The sequence below is a fragment of the Nostoc sp. genome (genome assembly GCF_036917435.1).
Classification (GTDB): Bacteria; Cyanobacteriota; Cyanobacteriia; order Cyanobacteriales; family Nostocaceae; genus Nostoc.
Window position 1 is genome coordinate 59,018 of sequence record NZ_JBALDM010000030.1, and the last position, 20,874, is coordinate 79,891.

Annotated in this window: 19 protein-coding genes, 1 tRNA gene and 1 CRISPR repeat array; of the genes, 5 read left to right on the top strand and 15 right to left on the bottom strand. The window is 41.5% G+C overall.

What is annotated here, in order from left to right; all coding sequences use genetic code 11:
- Nucleotides 1-12 precede the first annotated feature (12 nt).
- Complete coding sequence (locus tag V7K98_RS12405; RefSeq protein WP_335022132.1) at nt 13-237, top strand: hypothetical protein; 225 nt, start codon at nt 13-15, stop codon at nt 235-237.
- Nucleotides 204-1,382, top strand: coding sequence for a site-specific integrase (locus V7K98_RS12410; protein WP_335022134.1), 1,179 nt, complete (start codon nt 204-206; stop codon nt 1,380-1,382). The genes V7K98_RS12405 and V7K98_RS12410 overlap by 34 nt, the downstream gene beginning before the upstream one ends.
- Nucleotides 1,383-1,478: 96 nt before the next feature.
- Here the strand turns inward: V7K98_RS12410 and V7K98_RS12415 are convergent.
- The 5 genes from V7K98_RS12415 to V7K98_RS12435 all read right to left on the bottom strand — a co-directional run bounded on the left by V7K98_RS12415 (nt 1,479) and on the right by V7K98_RS12435 (nt 4,405).
- A tRNA-Phe gene (locus tag V7K98_RS12415) sits at nt 1,479-1,551 on the bottom strand.
- Between the two features lie 75 nt (nt 1,552-1,626).
- Nucleotides 1,627-2,496, bottom strand: a complete 870-nt coding sequence (locus V7K98_RS12420) for a metal ABC transporter permease (RefSeq protein WP_335022314.1) — start codon at nt 2,494-2,496, stop codon at nt 1,627-1,629.
- An 11-nt stretch (nt 2,497-2,507) separates the two neighbouring features.
- Entirely contained in the window at nt 2,508-3,284 is a 777-nt protein-coding gene (locus tag V7K98_RS12425) for a metal ABC transporter ATP-binding protein (protein ID WP_335022316.1), read from the bottom strand.
- The gene (locus V7K98_RS12430) at nt 3,260-3,388 is read right to left on the bottom strand and encodes a hypothetical protein (protein WP_335022136.1); all 129 of its coding nucleotides are present in this window, start codon (nt 3,386-3,388) and stop codon (nt 3,260-3,262) included. Before V7K98_RS12430 ends, V7K98_RS12425 begins: the two co-directional genes overlap by 25 nt.
- Before the next feature lie 9 nt (nt 3,389-3,397).
- Nucleotides 3,398-4,405, bottom strand: coding sequence for a metal ABC transporter substrate-binding protein (locus tag V7K98_RS12435; RefSeq protein WP_335022318.1), 1,008 nt, complete (start codon nt 4,403-4,405; stop codon nt 3,398-3,400).
- A 310-nt stretch (nt 4,406-4,715) separates the two neighbouring features.
- On the opposite strand from V7K98_RS12435, the gene V7K98_RS12440 reads away from it, so the two are divergent.
- Nucleotides 4,716-6,320 carry an iron uptake porin gene (locus tag V7K98_RS12440; protein ID WP_335022138.1) on the top strand — a complete coding sequence of 535 codons (1,605 nt, stop codon included), beginning with the start codon at nt 4,716-4,718 and terminating at the stop codon, nt 6,318-6,320.
- A 337-nt stretch (nt 6,321-6,657) separates the two neighbouring features.
- Here V7K98_RS12440 and V7K98_RS12445 read toward each other — a convergent pair whose 3' ends face one another.
- The 4 genes from V7K98_RS12445 to V7K98_RS12460 form a co-directional block, all read right to left on the bottom strand.
- The gene (locus V7K98_RS12445) at nt 6,658-8,409 is read right to left on the bottom strand and encodes an asparagine synthetase B family protein (protein WP_335022140.1); all 1,752 of its coding nucleotides are present in this window, start codon (nt 8,407-8,409) and stop codon (nt 6,658-6,660) included.
- A 138-nt stretch (nt 8,410-8,547) separates the two neighbouring features.
- Complete coding sequence (locus V7K98_RS12450) at nt 8,548-9,180, bottom strand: ABC transporter permease (protein WP_335022142.1); 633 nt, start codon at nt 9,178-9,180, stop codon at nt 8,548-8,550.
- Nucleotides 9,177-9,935 carry an ATP-binding cassette domain-containing protein gene (locus tag V7K98_RS12455; RefSeq protein ID WP_335022144.1) on the bottom strand — a complete coding sequence of 253 codons (759 nt, stop codon included), beginning with the start codon at nt 9,933-9,935 and terminating at the stop codon, nt 9,177-9,179. Before V7K98_RS12455 ends, V7K98_RS12450 begins: the two co-directional genes overlap by 4 nt.
- A 213-nt stretch (nt 9,936-10,148) precedes the next feature.
- Nucleotides 10,149-10,544: a hypothetical protein gene (locus V7K98_RS12460; RefSeq protein WP_335022147.1), complete on the bottom strand. Its 396-nt coding sequence runs from the start codon at nt 10,542-10,544 to the stop codon at nt 10,149-10,151.
- Between the two features lie 247 nt (nt 10,545-10,791).
- On the opposite strand from V7K98_RS12460, the gene V7K98_RS12465 reads away from it, so the two are divergent.
- Nucleotides 10,792-11,091, top strand: coding sequence for a hypothetical protein (locus tag V7K98_RS12465; protein WP_335022320.1), 300 nt, complete (start codon nt 10,792-10,794; stop codon nt 11,089-11,091).
- Between the two features lie 287 nt (nt 11,092-11,378).
- Here V7K98_RS12465 and V7K98_RS12470 read toward each other — a convergent pair whose 3' ends face one another.
- From V7K98_RS12470 to V7K98_RS12490, 5 genes are all read right to left on the bottom strand, one after another.
- Nucleotides 11,379-12,236, bottom strand: a complete 858-nt coding sequence (locus tag V7K98_RS12470; protein WP_335022321.1) for a dienelactone hydrolase family protein — start codon at nt 12,234-12,236, stop codon at nt 11,379-11,381.
- 445 nt (nt 12,237-12,681) lie between these two features.
- Nucleotides 12,682-14,403: a CRISPR direct-repeat array (repeat unit 37 nt; unit sequence ATTGCAATTCATCTAAATCCCTATTAGGGATTGAAAC).
- 343 nt (nt 14,404-14,746) lie between these two features.
- Nucleotides 14,747-16,669 (bottom strand): hypothetical protein, encoded by a 1,923-nt coding sequence (locus tag V7K98_RS12475; protein WP_335022149.1) that lies wholly within the window; start codon nt 16,667-16,669, stop codon nt 14,747-14,749.
- 14 nt (nt 16,670-16,683) lie between these two features.
- The gene (locus tag V7K98_RS12480) at nt 16,684-17,589 is read right to left on the bottom strand and encodes a hypothetical protein (protein WP_335022151.1); all 906 of its coding nucleotides are present in this window, start codon (nt 17,587-17,589) and stop codon (nt 16,684-16,686) included.
- A 679-nt stretch (nt 17,590-18,268) separates the two neighbouring features.
- Entirely contained in the window at nt 18,269-19,231 is a 963-nt protein-coding gene (gene cysK, locus V7K98_RS12485) for a cysteine synthase A (RefSeq protein ID WP_335022153.1), read from the bottom strand.
- Nucleotides 19,232-19,249: 18 nt separating this feature from the next.
- Nucleotides 19,250-19,720, bottom strand: a complete 471-nt coding sequence (locus tag V7K98_RS12490) for an RrF2 family transcriptional regulator (protein ID WP_335022155.1) — start codon at nt 19,718-19,720, stop codon at nt 19,250-19,252.
- Nucleotides 19,721-19,945: 225 nt separating this feature from the next.
- Here V7K98_RS12490 and cysE point away from each other — a divergent pair, with 225 nt between their 5' ends.
- A complete protein-coding gene (cysE, locus tag V7K98_RS12495) occupies nt 19,946-20,671 on the top strand; it encodes a serine O-acetyltransferase (RefSeq protein WP_335022157.1) in 726 nt (241 codons plus the stop codon).
- On the opposite strand, the gene V7K98_RS12500 is transcribed toward cysE, so the two are convergent.
- Nucleotides 20,613-20,798 carry a hypothetical protein gene (locus V7K98_RS12500; RefSeq protein WP_335022158.1) on the bottom strand — a complete coding sequence of 62 codons (186 nt, stop codon included), beginning with the start codon at nt 20,796-20,798 and terminating at the stop codon, nt 20,613-20,615. The genes cysE and V7K98_RS12500 overlap by 59 nt on opposite strands.
- Nucleotides 20,799-20,874: the final 76 nt, after the last annotated feature.

Genomic DNA, 20,874 nt, shown 5'->3' on the forward strand with positions numbered 1-20,874 from the left:
TTTAAATCTGCAATGACTCAAACAAATTGTCCTCGATGCGATTCTACACGTCTACAGCACCAAGAAGATTACGGCTACTGGGAGTGTGACGACTGCGGTCACGCCTGGGCGCTGGATGCCGACGATCCAGATTATGACGAATCAGAAAATGATTGTCCGCGCTGCCTGGGTACAGGATGGGTAGGAATTCATGGCGCTGATGAATGTCCCGTTTGTGGGGGCTGTGGATACGTTTGACAGATGTCGTGCTTACCAAAATTAACGATCGCCTAAAAATTGCTCAAACAGGAGTGAGGATCGAGCAAATCAGCAATCGATTGTATCTCCGCGCTACCCTGCCGCCCAAACCAACCTCCACCAAAAGCAAACCCTACCAGCAACGGATCGCTCTAGGAATCTATGCCAGTAATGAAGGATTCAAGCGGGCTGAGGCTGAGGCGAGGCTTTTGGGTGGGTTAATCGCTTGTAAAAATTTTCAGTGGGAACCTTACTTAAAAATACCAGCCGTCGAATCACGTGAGGCTGAAACCATCGAAAACCTGATTCAAAGGTTTGAAAACTTTTACTTTGACACCAGAGATCGCAATCACCAAAGCGAAACAACTTGGACAATTGACTACTGGCGAGTATTTCAAAAACTGCCCCAAACCGAAATCCTCAACGCCGCGAACATTTTAAAAGCAATAACGGCGACAATTCCCGACACCAAGACCCGCAAGCGCACTTGTATGGCACTTTCGGCGCTGGCTCGGTTCGCCGGCGTGGAAATCAACCTCAAACCCTACAAAGGCAAATACTCTCCGCGATTGGTGACACCGCGAGATTTACCAACAGACACAACCATCGCCAAAGTTTTTTATGAGATTGAATCAGAGGCTTGGCGCTGGGTGTATGGGATGCTGGCGACTTACGGACTTCGTAACCATGAAGTTTTCCGCCTGGACTTGGGATCTCTTGCCAGTGGGAACTACATCATCAGCATCAGCGACAATTCCAAAACGGGTTCACGCCAGGTTTGGCCTTGTTACCCAGAATGGTTTGAGGAGTTTGATTTACAAAACGTGGTTTTACCAAAAGTCGATTTAAATCAGTCAAATCGTGCGATTGGTCACGTCGTCACCGTTTGGTTTAACCGCCACTCAATTTTTGCACCCTACAACTTGCGCCACTGTTGGGCGATACGTACCTTAGTTTTTGGGCTTGATATTTCTTTGGCGGCCCAGCAAATGGGGCATTCAGCAAAAGTTCACTCGGAACTTTACCACCACTGGATTAGCCAGCAGCACCACCAAAGGGCATTTGATTTGATGTCGGGTAAAAGAGATAGACCCCAAGTTCCGCAGATTTTGGGGCATCAAAAAGCAGTAAAATCTTCTGACTAAACCTTGCCTAGTTTCAATCCCTAATAGGGATTTTAGATTTTTAACAATCTGCCATGAAATTTAGTCAGAACCGCTTGCTACTTATTGATTTTTTAATGCCAGGAACCGGACTTGAACCGGTGACACGAGGATTTTCAGTCCTCTGCTCTACCAACTGAGCTATCCCGGCTGGGGCTTTTGTGAGCCACGATTAATAAATGTAGCAAACATCTCAGAATATAGCAAGCCCTTGGAGAAAAAAGATTTATGCAGCTTTCAAATTCAGCTTAAACCAGATGAAAACGGCTATAAATAGCAGGAATTGGACAAGAACAATACTTGGGCCAGAAGCAAAGTTGAAAATACCTGAGACAATAATGCCAGCAATGCTGCTTATGGAACCAACTATCACGGACATGATTAGAAAGCGGCTAAAGTGGTGACTCATCAGTTTGGCGGTGGAGGCGGGAATAACCAAAAAGGCGTTCACCAGTAAAACGCCGACAGCTTTAATGGCTACAGCAACGGCGAGTGAAAGCAAAACTACAAAGATGTAGCGGTACAATTGGACGGGAACCCCTTGAACTTGAGCTACATCAGGGTTAAGGGTCAATAAAATTTGCTGACGCATGGTTGATAGTAAAAATATGCTACCTCCTACAAGTACTAGCAGCGTCAAAATCAAATCTGTGGTATCGATCGCTAGAATATCGCCGAACAGCACAGCCATCAAGTTGCCACGATATCCTTTAATTAGGCTAGTGAGAATCACACCGATCGCTAATGCCCCAGACAGCACTATACTAAGGACGCTATCGCTACCTAAGTCGGTTTTATCGATGAAGTAGAGGACAATCACCCCGAAAACTAAGGTAAAAGGTAACAGCATCCAAGTCGGATTTATTTGTAGCAGCACACCTAACGCCACACCTACTAAGGCTGCATGACCAACGGCGTGGCTAAAAAAGGACAACTGGCGCAAGGTGACAAAACTACCCAACATCCCGCCAAGTATTCCCATTAACACAGCACCGACGATCGCACGCTGCATAAAGGGAAATTCTAGCAACTTGATCAAGTCATTACTACTAGCGATCGCAAGCCAAGTTATCTGACAATTATGGAAGAAATTCATACTTATGGGCATTAATGTTGGTGCTGGTAGCGACTGAAACCTGGGCCGTAGGTTGCTAAAAGGTTTTGCGGTGAAAGGGCAATTTCTGGCTTACCAGTACAAACAATGCTTTGGTTGAGGCAAAGCACGCGATCGCAATGGCGATTTACCATATCAATATCGTGGGAAACTTGCAATATCGTCCAACCCTCCTCCCGCTTTAACTCATTTAGCAAAGCGTAAAAATCTGCTGAACCTTGGACATCAACACCAGCAAAGGCTTCATCGAGTACCAACAGTTTCCGAGGCATTACTAAACAATAAGCTAATAAAACCCGCTTGAGTTGACCACCGCTAAGAGTACCAATAGCTTGATGCTGTAAATGATAAGCATTGGTTCGCCGTAAAGCTTTTACTACTGCTGCTGATTTTTCTCTATCTTGTTTCCACAGCTTGGAGAAAAATAAATCTCCCTTTTTTCCTTCCTTAGCCCATCCCAGTCCCACCAATTCGCTAACACAAATAGGAAAGCTGCGGTCAAAGATGAAATTTTGCGGCATATAGCCCAACTGGTGACGTAAACGCCCCAACTTTGCAATTGGGCGACCAAATATTTCAATAGTACCAGTACTTCGAGGTATCAAATCTAAAACTGCTTTTACTAAGGTACTTTTACCAGCACCATTAGGGCCAACAATGGCTGTATCTGTTCCTGGCAACAATTCAAAGGAAACATCTCGAACAGCTAGATAACTACCTTGATAGACAGTTAATCCTTTTACTTTCAAAATAGAAATGTTATTGGGCATTGAGAATTGGGAATTGGGCATTGGGCATTGGGCATTGGGCATTGGGCATTGGGCATTGGGCATTGGGCATTGGAAATTTGCGAAGGACGGAGGACAAATGACAAATGACAAACCTATTTACATGAAGTTTCTAGAATTTGCAAGTTAGCTTTCATCGCCTTGAAATAATGTTGCGGATCTGTTTCGCCAGTTTCCAGGGAATCCAGGGGACGCAAGGTTAACTTCAAGTCTTTTGAGAGGCTTATTAGCAGTTTGTTATCTACTCCTGGTTCACTAAATAAAGCCTTAACTTTGTACTTTTTCACAGCATTGACTGCATTTTGTACATCAGTAGGTGACAGTTGGTCTTCGGGAATTTGTACCACAGCAACTTGTTTGAGGTTATAGCGTTTAGCTAAATATGGAAACGCATCATGAAAGGTAATAAAGGTACAACTAGGAGTTTTTTGTAAAGTTTGCTGAAATTCACTATTTAAACTTTCTAATTCTTTAATATAAGCCGCAGCATTTGCTTCATAAGTAGCTTTATTCGCAGGATCAGCAGCAATTAAACCATCTCGAATATTAGCTACCTCTTGTTTTGCCAAAACTGGATCTAACCAAACATGAGGATTTCCTTGGGCGTGATCGTGGTCTTCTTCTTTTGTTGTTTTTACAACGGGGGAAATTTCATTTAAGGGTTTAATACCAATGCTTGCATCAATTTCAACTAGTTTGGTATTTTCAGCATTTTTGACAGTATTTTCTAGAAATCCCTCCAAACCTAAACCATTTTTTACTAACACATTCGCAGTTGCGATCGCTTTAACATTTTCTGGTGTCGCTTGGTATTCATGTACCTCCGTACCAGGTGGGACTATAATTTCTACATCTGCCACGTTCCCGGCTACTGCCTTAGTAAATAAATATATCGGCAAAAATGTCGTCACAACTTTAGTTTTTCTTAACTGCGCTACTGGGGTGGATACAGTCCCCTGTGCTGGCGGCGACTGTTCTGGTATTGTTCCCTGATTCGGATTCGATTGGCTACAGCCAGCAGTCATCGACAACATTAGCAGAGTCATCATGGACAAGATGCCGCTTCTTTGTCCGCCTGTTATCAACCCTCTGCAATTCATCATCACGGTGTTTTCTCCTCAAAATGGATGCAAGTTTATGAGACTTATTCTAAATTTTAGACTATAATAATTCTCATTCTCATTCAAAGTACATAATATCATTCTCAGTTTCCTGTGTAATGAGTAACAACAAAACTTTGTCAGATGGTAAAGCCCTCTGGGATTTAGTTTTCCCTAAATAATTAGGATTTCTTAACTTTTTTTGTTAAAAAGGTTGCTTATTCCTGATAAGATTACTGACAAATATTTGCATGAAATACACGTTAAAAAAACGTGCTTTAGGTGTGAAGTGGAGATCAGTGTGAGGATAAAAATGCAACAATTCTGTAAATATCTGCTAGTTAGTCCAGCAGTGTGCTGTGCAATTCTATTTGTAAATACTGCTGCATTTGCAGGTGAAATATCCAGTGCTTCAGAAATTAATCAACCGCAGGTTTCAGCTAGTCCAGATACAGAAACTCAGATAATGGGGCAAGTTACTTCTGTATCCCAATTTTCTGATGTACAACCGACTGATTGGGCATTCCAAGCATTGCAGTCTTTAGTTGAGCGTTATGGCTGTATTGCAGGATACCCAAATAGCACTTATCGCGGTAATCGGGCATTAACGCGATATGAGTTTGCTGCTGGTTTGAATGCTTGTCTCGATCGCGTTAACGAACTGATTGCTACAGCTACAGGCGATTTAGTTACCAAACAAGATTTAGCCACATTACAAAAGCTGCAAACAGATTTTTCCGCAGAACTGACGACACTCCGAGGTCGTGTAGATGCAGTAGAAGCGAAAACTGCTGAATTGGAATCACATCAGTTTTCCACTACTACCAAATTGAATGCGGAGGTAGTAGTAGCGATCGCAAGTGTCGTAAGTGGAAACACAGTTAATGGTCAAAAAGTCAACCAAAATACTGTCCTTGGAGATCGGGTGCGTCTGAACCTTGACACCAGTTTTACTGGTAAAGATTTACTCAGAACACGACTTCAGGCAACAAACCTAGACCCCTTCTCTAAAACTGCTACCTTTACACCAGAAGGTGACTTCCGATTTGCTGGTGGTAACAACAGTAATGGAGTTGTGATAGACGCGCTGTTGTATCAGTTCCCTCTCGGTAAGAAAACAGCAATCACCCTAGAAGCAAATGCAGGTGCAATTGATGATTTCACCAACACAGTCAACCCGTACTTAGATGGAGATGGTGGTAGCGGTGCTTTTTCCCATTTTGGGACTCGCAACCCAATTTATTATTTAGCCAATGGTGCTGGTATAGGAATCAAACACGAGTTCAGTGATAAGCTGGAACTAAGCTTGGGGTATTTAGGAAATGATACAGCTAATCCTCAGCTAGGCTCTGGATTATTCAACGGTGCTTATGGTGCGATCGCGCAATTAACCGTTAAGCCTACTAATCAAATTACCCTTGGTTTAACCTACCTTAACGCCTACAGAAATACTTTTCTTGCCAATGGTAGTGGCGGTAGCAATAACGCTAATAACATATTAGAGAATGCTTCTAGTAACTCCTACGGTATAGAAGCATCCTTCCAACCTAGCTCAAAATTTGTGATTAGTGGTTGGGCTGGTTTGACCAAAGCTCGTATCCTTTCGGTTACTCCTGGTGATGCTGAAATATGGAACTATGCAGTAACACTAGCTTTCCCGGATCTTGGTAAAGCAGGTAACATTGGAGGCATTATTGTGGGTATGGAACCTAAAGTTACCAGTGTGAGCAATTCTCTCAGCAATGCAGGTATCAACAAAGATCCCGATACATCTTATCATGTTGAGGCGTTCTACCAATACAAGTTGACTGACAATATTACCATTACCCCAGGAGTCGTTTGGCTAACATCTCCAGATCATAATAGTGACAACAATGATATTGTGATTGGCGCATTGAGAACCACATTTAGTTTCTAATTGTTCAAAACATTCAAAAAAGACGCAAATCTATGTTTTTGCGTCTTTTATTTTGTGTCTAATATCCAATCCGTTTATATCGCAATACGATTCAGTTAGAGCCAAAAACCTTGATCTACGTAGGTTGGGTTGAGGAACGAAACCCAACAAAACCCCGGCAATGTTGGGTTTCGCAAAGCCTCAACCCAACCTACAATTTTCCTTAACTGAACCGTATTGGTTTATATCGGAATTATTCCTTTTCCTTCTCTCTCTGTGTCCTCAGCGTCTCTGCGGTTTTTTAATCATTCAAATATTACCGGATTTGATATAACCTAGCCCGGTGAAGATATCAATACTACGCTTTTCGATTCACCTGTAACCAAATTTCTAAACTCACCAGTAACCAAAGTTTTACGCCATAACGACTCCAAGTATCTCCTTCATAATTTAACCAATTACGAATTGGTACCTGGTTTAAGTAAGGAGTGATAGCTGCATTCTGATTTAGCAATAAATCTTTGGCTTCTTGCTGCCAATATTTCCGAAATCCTAATTGTACAGGAACCATCATCCCACTTTTAGGACGATGAATAATTGCCTCTGGTAAAATGTCTGCAATTGCTTGCTTTAAAACTGCTTTTTCTTCCACTCCAGAAAGCTTATACTCTGGAGGTATTTTCATGCTTAAGTCTACTACTCGTTGGTCAAATAAAGGAGAACGACCTTGTAAAAGGGCTGCTTGAGTCAAGTTACTAACTTTAGTCAGAATTTGATCAGCGCCTTTAAATTTGATATTCATTGCCATCAAGCGATTCAGATAGCTGGCTTGGGAATATAAATCTTCTTCAAAAACCCAAGGTGCTGTTTGTACGGCTTTCCAAACTTCTGGTTTTAAAAGTTGCGGTAAGTCAACAGCACATTTTTGAAATGAAATTAAATAAGCTTGTAATGCATCCTGATTGGTGACAGAACCATATAAACTATTAATTAACATTGGCTGATTTTTTGGCCCACCAAAACAGGGGTCGCCACCTTCACCATTTAAAACTACTTCTACGCTTTCTCTCGCCAGTTTCCCTAGTAAAAGATTGGGAACAGTTAGTGGGTCGCCAATGGGATCATCTAAATAGGCCATTGTTTCCGGCAGGCGTGACCACATATCCTTAAAAGTAATTTCTAAAATGTGGTGTTGCGTTTGACAATGGGATGCAACAAGACTGGAAAATTCTAACTCATTGGGACATTCGGAACCAAAATGAATTGAGAAGGTGTGAACTGGTGCTTTATGGAATTTTGCTACTAAAGCAGCGATCGCGCTAGAGTCCAAACCACCAGAGAGAAAAACACCGACGGGTTCATTTGCTGGTGGTAAATATTCTTGAACAACTTGCTCTAGGAGTTTTCGCAAGCGATCGCCATGCCATGATAAAGGTTGGTCTATGGCTGTAATCTGTTCTTCAAGCTGCCAATAAGCTTGAACTTTATGGTTGGGAAATTCTAAAACAGTTCCAGGCCGCAGTTCGCGCACCTCTTCCCAAAGCGTTCTTTCGCCTGGAATAAAGGCACAACAGAGATAATCTCGCAACGCCACCAAATCTAAATCAGATGAACGATGAGGTGATAAAGTTCTCAATTGAGGTGCAATCCAACGAACCGAACCAGTGGTAGTGTAATAGAGGGTACGAACACCGATGCGATCGCGAACTAACCTCAAAACCTGTTTTTCTCTATCCCAAACCACTAGTGCAAACATCCCCACCAGTTGGCTAAGACTTTCATTACCCCATCGTTCCCAAAGATCAGCAATTAGTTGCAGAGAACTTCCTGAAAAGCTATCTGGTTCAATTCCCAACTTTTGCAGTAACTGCACTCGGTTAGTTAACCAAACATCACCAACAACAACAAATCGCCCTCCAGAACTGATTGCTAATTTTTCAGTCTGAAATTCAGAATCTGTGCGGGGTAAAATTACAGAAAATTTTTCATCTCGCCAAACAATATTTTCATAATTTACATCAACTGTTCCCCAAGCTACGCGCCAAGTTGGGTGAGTCTTAACGAATTCAATTTTAGGAGATTTACGGTTTTTAAACGCATCAAATAGCATGGAAAATTTTCAACGCCTAAACGATAAGTAAAAAATACAGCATATTGCGGGTAAATGAAGTACACGGGTAGGGGCACAACATGTTGTGCCCCTACGATGATCTGTACCTCACGCCTGTTGCAATCTGCTGTATTTGGATTAACTTTTAATCTTTAATTTATTCTCTAACCAGCCAATTGCAAAGTCAGCCAGTAATGCAATTACCGTCGCCGGAACTGCACCAGCTAAAATTAACTGATCGTTTACTACTGATATACCACTAAAAATAAAGACTCCCAAACCACCAGCACCAATTGCGGCGGCAATGGTTGCAATACCAATAGCGATTACCGTTGCTACTCGCACACCTGCTAAAATTACTCCCATTGCCAAGGGAATCTCAACTTGTAATAACAATTGTTTATCAGTCATTCCCATACCTCTGCCAGCTTCCCGAATCGCTGGATCTATATTAATAATACCTGTATAAGTATTACGAATTATCGGCAGCAAAGAATATACAGTCAAAGCAATGATTGCTGGAACTGTACCAATTCCGCCAATTATAGGAATAGGAATAAGTAAGCCAAAAACTGCCAAACTCGGAATAGTTTGGAAAATATTCGCTATAGTAAGAATTGGTTGGCGAAGGGAAGTTTTCCGTGTAATTAAAATACCTAAAGGAATGCCTATAATTATGGCGATCGCAATAGCGATACCTACTAAAAATAGGTGTTCTAGAGTATGCTGAAGAATTTCTGGGGCATACTTAACGAGAAAGAAATTTTTCATAAATTGTCTTGAAAAGGACGCAGACATTGAAGAAAGGCTAGACTTTCTGGGTGTTGCGATCGCATAAATTCATCTGTTGTCCCCAATACTACTAATTTTCCGCCATCCATTAAACCAATTCTCGATGCCAAAACTAAAGCTTCTTGAATATCGTGGGTGACAAACACAACTGTTTTGCCTAACTCTTGCTGCAAACGCCGAAACTCCTGTTGCAATTCTAAGCGCGTAATCGGATCGAGTGCGCCAAAGGGTTCATCCATCAACAATACTGGCGGATCTGCTGCTAAAGCCCTGGCAACACCGACTCTTTGCCTTTGTCCACCCGAAAGTTCGTGTGGGTAACGCCCTGCAAATTGTGCTGGTTCTAAACCCACCAATTTTAACAACTCATAAACCCGCGTTTTAATTTGTTTCGGTTGCCAACCTTCCAAAGCCGGCACTAAACCGACATTGCGTTCTACAGTGAAATGGGGAAATAAACCAATTTCTTGAATTACATAACCAATTTTTCGCCGCAGTTTAATTTCATTCCATTGAGTTGTGGGAATATTATCAAAAAAAACTTCGCCTTCTGTTGGTGTAAATAGGCGATTAATTAGCTTCATTGTTGTAGTTTTGCCGCTACCACTACGTCCAAGTAATACCAGTGCTTCTCCTTGGCGGATGGTGAAATTGAGATTTGATACTAAGGGGCGATGATTGCGGCTAAAAGTCACATTGCGGAATTCGACGGCGGTTTGGTTATTTTGCGGCATTAGTGGCTTTTAGTGGACGCTAGCTATATGTATTGTATTATCTGCTGATTTTGCTAGTGTGGTAACGTCCAATTTTACAATTTTAGTATATGTAAGAATCCGGTTTGATTTATAAAAAGATACGTAGGGTGCGTTATGGCGCTAGCCTAACGCACCGCAATATATGATAAAAACGGTGCGTTAGCCTTTGGCATAACACACCCTACTATGCTTTTATGCAGTTTTAGCATTTTCATCTAATGCTTGTTCTACAACATTTTTTAAGCGGCTCAATCTAACTTTGCGGGCGCGATCGCTATTGCGAACACCACCCGCCATTTCATACTCACGGCTGTCTTTGCCGTATTTGATTGCAACCACCATCAGCATCTTTTCTGAAAGCTGACTTAAGTCTTTCTCCATCTCATCAATTTCAGTTTTAGAAGAGTCAACTACAGAAAGAGCAGTATTATAAACATCAATTTTGTTTCGCAACTCATTGATTGACTCAATTAGTTTTTCCAGATTATAATCTTCATCAAATTTAATCTTTGGAATAATCGATTTCATTCCAGCCGATCTTAATTGAGCTTTTTCTAAAATACGCGATGTACGTTTTGGACGCGGCATCAGATTTTCCTTTAAAATGCTAATATACCCAGCTTGCCTCAATTAAAGGGTCTTCCGGTTCAGCAGAATTCGCAATTTTGCCTGATAAAATTTTCAGTTTATATCGGTAATTTTTCGGTTCTCCGAGAAGCCGCTCCGCGTCTAGGAGACACAGTAAAGCATCTTGCTCGCGCGGGCAAGATGCCCGCACTACAAATATTAAATTGTTCAACTTATTTTTACACGACTCTTTAACAACACCTTTTTCCTGTCGGGAAGGGGAAATTCAAAGCTTCCCGTTGTGAGTGGAGTCACTCCCGTTGTGAGTGGAGTCGCTCCTGTTGTGAGTGGAGTCACTCCCGTTGTGAGTGGAGTCACTCCCGTCGTGAGTGGAGTCACTCCCGTTGTGAGTGGAGTCGCTCCCGTCGTGAGTGGAGTTGCTCCCGTTGTGAGTGGAGTCACTCCCGTCGTGAGTGGAGTCACTCCCGTTGTGAGTGGAGTCGCTCCCGTTGTGAGTGGAGTCGCTCCCGTTGTGAGTGGAGTCGCTCCTGTTGTGAGTGATGCGTAAACGCAAAGCGATTTGTTGCGTAGACAGAAAAATAATAGGCGATCGCAAGCGGTTTTTATTCAGATGCTGTATAAGATTATATTGCCAGGTGTAGGGGCATGGCAGTTTCCATTGGTGTGAATTTAATGTGAAACCCCTGTAAAAACTGGATATTAAGTTTACTCATCACTCACTTACCATCACAATCCGCGTTACCCCACCCTAACCCTCCCCTTATAAAGGGGAGGGAACCGGAAATATTATTTCTCCTTTTTATAAGGGGAATTAAGGGGTAAAAGGGCGTGATGTCAAGACACGCCATATTTCTTAAACCAAGCTAAAAGACGTTTCCAACCTTCCTTAGCTTCTTTTTCACGGTAGGAGGGGCGATAATCGGCAAAAAAAGCATGGGGTGCATCGGGGTAGACGATGATTTCAGATTTGCTGTTGCTGGGTTTTAAGCGATTCTCGTTCCGAGACGCAAGGCGATCGCGCATTTGCTCTATTGTATTAAGAGGAATACTTGTATCTTTGCCGCCGTAGAGTCCAAGAATGGGGACTGTCAGTTTTGATGCAATATCAATGGGATACTTGGGCTGAAGTTTGGTAGCATCGCCTACGAGTCGCCCGTACCAAGCTACACCTGCTTTCACTTTGGGATTATGTGCTGCATACAACCAGGTAATACGTCCGCCCCAGCAAAAGCCTGTAATTGCTAATTTATCGGCATTCCCTTTAGCTGATTTTACAGCCCATTTTACCGTGGCATCGAGATCGGATAACACTTGGGCATCTGGTACTTTGGCAACAATTGGGCGAATTTCGTCTATACTACTTAACTTAGTGACATCACCTTGGCGGATAAATAATTCTGGTGCGATCGCTAAATATCCCAACTGAGCAAAGCGACGAGTAATATCTTGAATATGCTCATGTACACCAAAGATTTCTTGGATTACCAAGACAATTGGGAAATTTTCACCAGTGGCAGGTACTGCTCTATAAGCAGGAATTTCGCCATCTTTGACGGGAATTTTTACCGCACCAGCTACTAACCCCTTAGAATCGGTGGTGGTGACTTGAGCAGAAATGGGTTGTACCGCCAAAGCAAAACCAGTCGCCAAGGTGGTTGTAGCAATAAATTTGCGGCGTGTTATTTCTTTCATCATCTTTACCTTAAATTAGCGGAAATTTTATTGTTGGTTATCAGTACAGTAGTACAACAAGAAATATTACAATTTATTAATTAGTTTACCGTATTATTTATGTTCGCTTGATGTCTAAGCGTTCTTTATGTGGGACTGTTATCAGGAAGAAGTCGCACCTTTAGGCACATAAGAATTAATTTCTGTGTGTCAAATGCGCGGAAGGGTAGGTGTACAATTTACCCAGCCCCAAAAAAGTGCTTTTATCCCAGTTCTAGTAAGGCTTTCAAGCCATTAGTCATTGAATCTCATCCGCGCAATCTCTGAAATGCCTATCAAAAGACGATTTCAGCTTTTAAATTTTCCTGGTACTCTTTTCAAACGAATTCTGTAATGCTATGATTGCTCTTAAATCGCGCAACTGCACCTTGAAAACCAAATACAGCTTAGGTTTCAGCCTGCCGCTATTGCAATTCATCTAAATCCCTATTAGGGATTGAAACTTGAAGATTCCTGACTACAGACTCATTAAAATTCATTGCAATTCATCTAAATCCCTATTAGGGATTGAAACTCAGGATCTCCAACCCGCCCCTTAATTTCATCCCTCAAATTGCAATTCATCTAAATCCCTATTAGGGATTGAAACGTGCGTTCAATTCGCAAAACAGCGCAGTCTTTTCCGATTGCAATTCATCTAAATCCCTATTAGGGATTGAAACATTTAGATTACCTCCGATTCCAGTGATACTAGTAATTGCAATTCATCTAAATCCCTATTAGGGATTGAAACTAGGATTGGCAAACACTGCGACACTATCCCGCATTGCAATTCATCTAAATCCCTATTAGGGATTGAAACCTGGTGCAACTTCAACAGGAGAGATTGACCAACCCGCATTGCAATTCATCTAAATCCCTATTAGGGATTGAAACAAAGAGAAACCACTATAAGAAACTGTCAGAATGTCGCATTGCAATTCATCTAAATCCCTATTAGGGATTGAAACGTACTATTCTTGATGCTGCTGGTGCGCTTGAGAAATTGCAATTCATCTAAATCCCTATTAGGGATTGAAACATTAAAATACTACAATCATAAATAAATCCTGATAGATTGCAATTCATCTAAATCCCTATTAGGGATTGAAACAGTATTTAAAATCACTAAAATATTGCTTAGTGCTTCGATTGCAATTCATCTAAATCCCTATTAGGGATTGAAACTGAAGAATTCGACTTGCAAAATGTAGTGTTACCAAAAGTCATTGCAATTCATCTAAATCCCTATTAGGGATTGAAACGTAGGAATATTATCCCTAAATAGCCAGTCAGAGAAAACATTGCAATTCATCTAAATCCCTATTAGGGATTGAAACCCAATCATTGGAGAGAAAGTGACAGTTTCTCTGAAAGATTGCAATTCATCTAAATCCCTATTAGGGATTGAAACTGGATCGATAACGTTTGCACCCTCTAGTAATTTATCGAATTGCAATTCATCTAAATCCCTATTAGGGATTGAAACATTAACGTGTTACGTAGGCACTCAAGACAATCTAAATTGCAATTCATCTAAATCCCTATTAGGGATTGAAACGAAGCTTTGTAAATTCTGCCGTCGTCACTCTGCACCAATTGCAATTCATCTAAATCCCTATTAGGGATTGAAACCGGGCGTGTGTTGGAGCGGTGAGGGTGAGCAATTCTTAAATTGCAATTCATCTAAATCCCTATTAGGGATTGAAACTTTTTCTTTTGCTGGCGATCGCACCGCGAAGCCAAAGATTGCAATTCATCTAAATCCCTATTAGGGATTGAAACCTTGAATGTGAAGGTACGCCCGACGATTGGATCGGTATTGCAATTCATCTAAATCCCTATTAGGGATTGAAACTATGGAGATTATGGGCGAAGTCTCCAAATCTACGGATTGCAATTCATCTAAATCCCTATTAGGGATTGAAACCTTGAGTTTGGCTTGTAGTTTAGCTTTGTCGTCAAATTGCAATTCATCTAAATCCCTATTAGGGATTGAAACTTATCATTTTTCCTACAAGAATCTCCAAATATCTACAAATTGCAATTCATCTAAATCCCTATTAGGGATTGAAACACCGCCCGAATATTGGGAAGCTTTGAAATGACAGCATTGCAATTCATCTAAATCCCTATTAGGGATTGAAACTATCTTTGCCGTAGTAGTAGATTGAGTCATAGTTATTGCAATTCATCTAGATTACAACACTTAAAGCTTAACTCTTTATCAGGGTCAATTTTTTAACAAACCGCAAAGGGCGCAAAGGACACAAAGGAAGAGAAGAAAGAAATGCTTAACTGAATTGTATTGGTCTTTATGATGATTTCTCACATTTTGATGAGCTAGAATTTCCATCAAAAAACCTTAACCGAACCGTATAGCTTTTCCCGACCAAATAAGATATATCATAGCCCCCTCCTCGCTTGCGGGGAGGGGGTTGGGGGTGGGGTTCTCATATCTCACTAAACCGGAAAACGCTATATTGTCATCACTATTGAATCAAAATTATGCAAGATTGAACTTTGTTAGAAAGACTTTTTTGAAGCCCTTGCTCAACTTTGACAATCAGTTTGTCAAAAGCTTCTCGATCTGCTGTGAGTTGTTCTTGAATAACTTTCTCTAACTCCGGCTTTATTTGCTCACACATTTCCTCGATTTTTTTATCACTTAAAAAACTAGAACGAACCCAACTAGGTACATCCACATTTGTCTTGATTACTTCTTGAACACCTTTGCGATTTAGCTCCATTCCTGCCGCCATAATCGAAGCCCCATATACTAATGCAATAGGCCAGGTTAAATGTCCAGTTAAAATTAAAGTGATAATGCTAGCTACAGTACCTCCACCAATTACTACATTGACGATAAACGCCACTGTTTCAGCAAGGATGGCATCTCCAATTCTTAGTTCTGGGTTAACAAAATTTGGGTCAATGCTATCCTGAAATCTTAAGCTACTTCTAGGTATCTGAAACTTTTGACAGATTGGATCAGTTTGTGCGGCTAAATCTGGTTGTATTTTATTGCTAAACCAAAAAGCACATTGATTATTAATTATCTGTACAGCGAGTTCACTTTTGAGCCACTGTTCTGCACGACTGATTAAAGATGTTTCCAAATCTGCCAAAGTTCGTATTTTGTTTTTTTGCCAATCTTTTAAACCTGGTTTAACTGCGTTGACAATCAAACCATCTGTCAAAGGCTTAGTTAGCGATTTGATCAACTCCGGGATATGCTTCTCAATTAAACTTTTAAGCTGATTGGAAGTAAATAGTTTGTTGACTTCTTGCTTAAAAGCAGCAGCACGCAAATCCCATCTTCCGACTCGTGCTAAACCCAGTGCAATGCACCGTTCCGGTTCCGAATCGGGACGAAGTAGCGTTTCTGGTTCGGGAAACATTTCCTGACAAAGAATGTGCGTAAATTTCATTCGAGATGCACCGCCTGTCATCAACACAAGTTTCGGCACAACTCCAAGTTTTTCTAACTTTTCTTTAGCCCCATTTAAAGACTCGCTAAAAGTTTGAATCCAACTCTGAAACCCCAATTCAGCTAAGGGTTGGTTTAAAATTTCCTCCATCAGCAATTTATTTACTTGGGGAATAAAATAAATCTGTTCGTTAATCGACTCGAACCCACGCGCAAAGGATTCAGAATCGCTGTATAGCTGTTCGTTAGAAAAGTAATCTTCTTTGGCTTTGCGACAAGCAAGTTCACAACGAGCCTGGTGATGGGGATATTCTTTAAATACTTTTTCGAGTAATGTTTTTTGTTCGTGGTTAGCGAGAGTCTGGGCAAAAATAGCTTTGTCAATTAGGGATGCACCTAAAGTAGTACTCCCAAAATCTATGGGAATCTCTTCTAAGTTCTTAACCAGAGTAAAATCTGTGGTTGAAGAACCAATATCGATAATTAGCACCGATGCAACAAGTTTCTCATATTCCAGCTTCCCAGCTTCCTTGGCTTGCATGAAAGCAGCCCGCGATTCTGGTACAACATTTATTTGAGAAATGCCAGCTTCTTGGAGTAGCTTTTGATATTCTATGCGATCGCTAACTGACCATCCTGAAGGACAACCAATGTAAAAATAGCTACCTTCCCCACTCTCAATTTGTTTGCTTTCTTTCAAAAGGCGGTAGTAGGTGGCGACAAAAGTGCTAATTGTTTCCCGATATTTGGGATCGTTGTTGGGTTTTTGCTTGAAAGAAATTGTCAGTTGAGTCACACCAGCTTGAATTAATGCTTGTTCCCCCACCAGATAACCAAGTTTAGGATGCCAACCAAGAGCCGTAATTTGGTTCTTTTTGTTATTAATCTCCAGCATCTGGGGGGGTTCGATGCTTTCCACTACAGCTTTTGCTACAGCCGTCTCACCGTGCCCCAAATCAAAACCGATCGTTTCTAAAATTTCCATAGCCTTATTATCTATTATTCTCTAGAAGAGGAATATGCAGGCTCAATTACCCTACCGCGCCTAAGTAAGCGATCGCCTTTTAACAGAGCAGGAGTTAGTGTGAGATAATCTTTGGTATCGGGGTCAATACTTGGCTCAAAGTCAAAATATTTGCGATCGCTATCAGAGTCATTTGGTCGGTAAACTTGAGCGTTAATTCCCTGAGACATTAAAATCTGTGGCAAGAGTTTCGCCAGTTCATAAGCCATTTGGGGTTTATCAAGTTTTGATGCGCCCATTAATCTTTGCAGAAAATTTAATAGTTCTGGCAGTTCTTCTATTGCTAGATCGCCTTCATGTTTATTCGATTCTTCTACTCTAGCCACTGCTAAGTCAATTGTGTTCAGAGCATCACTAAGGCAATCTAAAAATACTTTACTATCAACCTTAAGAATAGGTTGAGGTAATTGTAATAGTTCTAAAGACATAGAATTTTGTTGGTTATTTAAGTCAAGTTGCAGCACAACTTCTAGCCCCAAAAGTATAAGAGTTAACAAGATTGCCATCCATGCACCTGGGGTATTTTTAGTTAGAGAGAACAACGAACTTAAGATACCTATATATATGAGTCCTCGTAGTAATTTCAAGATTACTCTGCTAGTAAAAAACTTTGTCCCTGGGTTCGTAATTTGTCTTTTTTCTGTAGGAACAACTTGAGAATAGTTAGCCGCAGCGAGAGTGGCAATAGATTGTCGCAGCGTATCTAAAAAAAAGGAAGCTAGACGAACTTGAGCCAGATTAAGTTTTTCAATATAAATTCTTTCAAAACCATCGATTCGGTTCTGAACCAGCTTAACTGTCTCCTCAATATTGGTTGTGTTTTCAATATCTGTCTGAAGTTGGTTGCGTTCTTCGCTAAAAAGTGAAATTATTGTTTTCATTGCGTTGGCTAAGACTTGAACGTTACGAATAGCAGTGAAATGAACAAACAACTGTTCCTTTCACACTGTAATCAGATAATGACCGAATAATTGATAATTCATAATTATCTAAGCTCGACTTTATCCAAAATTAGGAACTTGGTTCTCTTGTAAGTAGGTAGGCGTAATTAAATATAAGATAAAACCTCACCCTCAATCCCTCTCCTTAGTAAAGCGTGTATACACAAGTCAAATTACCCCCCTTAATCCCCCTTTATAAAGGTGGGAAACCGAAAAATCTAGTTCCCTCCCCTTTATAAGGGGAGGGTTAGGGTGGGGTAAAACCTTGATTAATCAGCTATTTCAGACTTGTGTATACACAGTAGCCTTAGTAAGGAGAGGGAAGCCGGAGACAAGGTGAGGTTTTATATTTAATTTGACCCACTTACTTATCAGCAAAACCCTAGCTTTGTGGTAAAAACTTTTTTGATGTCACTGATTCTTAGTGAAAACAAAAAAGTAAAACTAAGGATTAACTTATGCCCTTTTTATCCAAATTATTTGCATATTTGTAGGGACGCAAGACCTTGCGCCCCTACAAGGGGATATTTTTTAACTGGAAGTCCCTTAACACACCCACAAGAGATAATTTCTTTTTTGGAAGTCCCCAAAACCTAAAATCTCAAATTGGTATATCGAATCAAACTTTACTCAACCACTCATTTTCTTCTGGATCTTTGAACAGTGAGGTGCTGAGGTAGCGTTCGCCGAAGCTAGGTTGGATCATGACAATTAAACGACCTGCATTTTCTGGACGTTGCGCTACTTGAATAGCCGCGTATAAAGCAGCGCCAGTAGAAATCCCCGATAATAATCCTTCTTCTTTTGCTAGACGACGGCTGTAAGCGATCGCTTGCTCATCCGCTACCTGAATCACTTCATCCACCACATCTGGACGATAAATTGCTGGGACAAAACCCGCGCCGATACCCTGAATTTTGTGAGGCCCTGATTTACCACCTGACAAAACAGGGCTATTGCTTGGTTCAACTGCGATCGCCTGAAAACTTGGCTTCCGTTTTTTAATAACTTCTGAAATTCCCGTAATCGTCCCACCAGTACCCACTCCAGCTACCAAAATATCCACCTCTCCATCGGTATCATTCCAGATTTCTTCTGCGGTGGTTTCGGCGTGAACTTTCGGGTTAGCTGGGTTGCGGAACTGCTGCAACATATAAGCATTGGGCGTTTTAGCTACAATTTCCTCTGCATGAGCGATCGCTCCTCGCATCCCTTCTACCCCTGGCGTTAACTCTAATTGAGCGCCATAAGCTTTGAGCATCAATCGTCTTTCGTGGCTCATTGTGTCAGGCATCGTTAGAATAAGATGGTACCCTTTAGCGGCCGCCACCATCGCTAACGCAATTCCTGTATTCCCAGAAGTCGGTTCTACTAAAACAGTTTTTCCAGGGTGAATCAAGCCTGCTTCTTCCGCCACTTGCACCATACTCGCGCCAATCCGATCTTTCACAGATGATGCTGGATTCATGCTTTCTAGCTTCACCACAATCCGAGCAACCGCTCCTGAAGCTTGGGGAATTTTGTTTAATTGAACTAAAGGAGTCCGTCCGATTAACTCTGTGATATCTTTCGCTATCCGCATGTGAATACTCCGTGGTGTCTAAATATAATACATCGGGCTTTGCTGTGAGCGAGTTTTTCTTTCCTCGCATAAGTCTTGGAGTGTATAGCGACCTAAAACTTCAATTGAGGCAGCGTTAGCTTGCTCCCAAACCTCATAAACCAGAATCTTTTCTAGAGTCGAAGAGTCAGATGTATCTTTCTCTTTCCGTTCGCCTTCAACAAAAGTGACAATTTCTAGCAGTGTAATCTGCCAAGGTTCACGAGCTAAAACAAAACCTCCTTTCGAGCCGCGTTGACTCTGCACCACACCAGCCCGCCGGAGGTTAGTCAAAATTTGTTCCAGGTAGCGTTCAGGTATGGGTTGTTTGGCAACGATCTCGCTCATGGTTAGAGGAAGTTTTTTTCCGTGGTGGCTTGCCAGTTCTAAGAGTGCCAGCAGCGCGTATTCCACTTTGGAAGACAGATCCAAGAGAGCGTAGTTTTGGCTATTCAAGACTGTACTCAACATACTACGGTGAATTGGGGGACTTATCGCAGTTAATGCGAAATTAATTTTTTCAAAGAGTGGAATGTGATAGCATCCCACTTATTAGACACAAAAACACTATATTCTATCGACTTACCGTAGATTATTATCTTACACAATTCCCATAAATGACTCGATTTTTTTGTGGGAATTATCCTGAGTTTCTGTTTTCAGAGCCTCACTTACCAACGAAAACCTCAAGAGAGTATGCTACTAACTGATTTGCGAACCATTTTTGAGCGTGACCCAGCAGCCCGTAACTGGCTAGAAGTATTGTTCTGTTACCCTGGACTTCAAGCTCTAATATTCCATCGATTAGCACACTGGCTGTATAAAATTGGAATTCCCTTTATACCTCGTTTTATCTCTCATATTAGTAGGTTTTTAACCGGGATTGAAATCCATCCTGGAGCATTAATTGGCCAGGGAGTGTTTATCGATCACGGTATGGGAGTTGTGATTGGTGAGACTGCGATCGTGGGCGACTATGCCCTGATTTATCAAGGTGTTACCCTTGGTGGCACTGGGAAAGAAAGCGGCAAACGCCATCCAACTTTAGGCTCTCATGTAGTTGTGGGAGCGGGTGCGAAGGTATTGGGAAATATTCAAATTGGCGATCGCGTCCGTATTGGAGCCGGTTCTGTAGTGCTACGAGATGTACCCAGTAATACTACTGTAGTTGGGATTCCAGGACGTGTGACTCGTCAGAATAATTTGTCTACCAATGTTCTAGATCATGATAAAGTCCGCGACGTAGAAGCTGAAGTCATCCGCGCTTTATTTGAACGTGTCAAGGCTCTAGAGAAAGAGTTTGAACAGTTGCAAAAGCAATCAAGTTTGTCTCCAACCGAGCTTGGTGAGGAACAAACATCCTCTAAGAGCAATAAGTCTGATGGGATGATTGAAGATTTTCTTGATGGTGCGGGAATTTAATTTTGGGCATTGGGAATTTAATTTTGGGCATTGGGCATTGGGCATTGGGCATTGGGCATTTCTTCCTCACTCCCTCATTCCCTATTCCCCATTCCCCATTCCCTATTCCCCACTCCCCACTCCCCATTCCCTATTTAAAATGCCCAGATGCCCTTAGAACCTGATATAAATATAATACTACGGTTAATTTATCGGAGAATAGT

What these genes read in the sequence shown, in the direction of transcription:
- V7K98_RS12470 (WP_335022321.1), bottom strand. Translation starts at nt 12,236, where the DNA reads ATGAAAGAAATAACACGCCGCAAATTTATTGCTACAACCACCTTGGCG.
- V7K98_RS12455 (WP_335022144.1), bottom strand. Translation starts at nt 9,935, where the DNA reads ATGCCGCAAAATAACCAAACCGCCGTCGAATTCCGCAATGTGACTTTT.
- V7K98_RS12460 (WP_335022147.1), bottom strand. Translation starts at nt 10,544, where the DNA reads ATGCCGCGTCCAAAACGTACATCGCGTATTTTAGAAAAAGCTCAATTA.
- cysE (WP_335022157.1), top strand. Translation starts at nt 19,946, where the DNA reads ATGCTACTAACTGATTTGCGAACCATTTTTGAGCGTGACCCAGCAGCC.
- V7K98_RS12440 (WP_335022138.1), top strand. Translation starts at nt 4,716, where the DNA reads ATGCAACAATTCTGTAAATATCTGCTAGTTAGTCCAGCAGTGTGCTGT.
- V7K98_RS12420 (WP_335022314.1), bottom strand. Translation starts at nt 2,496, where the DNA reads ATGAATTTCTTCCATAATTGTCAGATAACTTGGCTTGCGATCGCTAGT.
- V7K98_RS12435 (WP_335022318.1), bottom strand. Translation starts at nt 4,405, where the DNA reads ATGATGAATTGCAGAGGGTTGATAACAGGCGGACAAAGAAGCGGCATC.
- V7K98_RS12490 (WP_335022155.1), bottom strand. Translation starts at nt 19,720, where the DNA reads ATGTTGAGTACAGTCTTGAATAGCCAAAACTACGCTCTCTTGGATCTG.
- V7K98_RS12450 (WP_335022142.1), bottom strand. Translation starts at nt 9,180, where the DNA reads ATGAAAAATTTCTTTCTCGTTAAGTATGCCCCAGAAATTCTTCAGCAT.
- V7K98_RS12410 (WP_335022134.1), top strand. Translation starts at nt 204, where the DNA reads ATGTCCCGTTTGTGGGGGCTGTGGATACGTTTGACAGATGTCGTGCTT.
- V7K98_RS12480 (WP_335022151.1), bottom strand. Translation starts at nt 17,589, where the DNA reads ATGAAAACAATAATTTCACTTTTTAGCGAAGAACGCAACCAACTTCAG.
- V7K98_RS12425 (WP_335022316.1), bottom strand. Translation starts at nt 3,284, where the DNA reads ATGCCCAATAACATTTCTATTTTGAAAGTAAAAGGATTAACTGTCTAT.
- V7K98_RS12500 (WP_335022158.1), bottom strand. Translation starts at nt 20,798, where the DNA reads ATGGGGAGTGGGGAGTGGGGAATAGGGAATGGGGAATGGGGAATAGGG.
- V7K98_RS12475 (WP_335022149.1), bottom strand. Translation starts at nt 16,669, where the DNA reads ATGGAAATTTTAGAAACGATCGGTTTTGATTTGGGGCACGGTGAGACG.
- V7K98_RS12405 (WP_335022132.1), top strand. Translation starts at nt 13, where the DNA reads ATGACTCAAACAAATTGTCCTCGATGCGATTCTACACGTCTACAGCAC.
- cysK (WP_335022153.1), bottom strand. Translation starts at nt 19,231, where the DNA reads ATGCGGATAGCGAAAGATATCACAGAGTTAATCGGACGGACTCCTTTA.
- V7K98_RS12445 (WP_335022140.1), bottom strand. Translation starts at nt 8,409, where the DNA reads ATGCTATTTGATGCGTTTAAAAACCGTAAATCTCCTAAAATTGAATTC.